Source organism: Amycolatopsis sp. SID8362 (assembly GCF_010550475.1).
Lineage (GTDB): Bacteria > Actinomycetota > Actinomycetes > Mycobacteriales > Pseudonocardiaceae > Amycolatopsis > Amycolatopsis eburnea.
On sequence record NZ_JAAGNB010001454.1, the window covers coordinates 1 to 453 of the forward strand.

The 453-nt window shown below is 76.6% G+C and carries 1 pseudogene; it reads left to right on the forward strand.

Annotated elements, in window-relative coordinates:
* Positions 1–453, forward strand: a pseudogene (locus tag G3I65_RS44505) (bifunctional 3'-5' exonuclease/DNA polymerase); the annotation flags it as partial.

The window sequence follows — 453 nt, forward strand, 5'->3', positions numbered from 1 at the left end:
GGCTCGGCCCGCGGGTGCGCCCCGGCGAGCGGCCGAAGGCGCTGGTGGAGCTGGCGGCGAAGATCAGCGAGGCGTTCGGCGGGCGGCCGGTGAACCCGGACTCGCCGCCGAGCGTGGTCCGCGCGCTGGCGCGGGCCGGGATCGAGGTGCCGGCGGCGCGGAAGTACCTGCTGAAGGGGATCGACCACCCGGCCGTCGGGCCGCTGCTGGAGTACAAGGAGCTCTCGCGGCTGTTCACGGCGAACGGGTGGGCGTGGCTCGAGGAGTGGGTCGACGGCGGGCGGTTCCGCCCGCACTACGTCGTGGGCGGGGTGGTGTCCGGGCGCTGGGCCAGCCGCGGCGGCGGGGCGCTGCAGATCCCGAAGGTGCTGCGCACGTGCGTCCGGGCGGACCCGGACTGGAAGCTGGTGGTGGCCGACGCCGCCCAGCTGGAGCCCCGGGTGCTCACGGCGT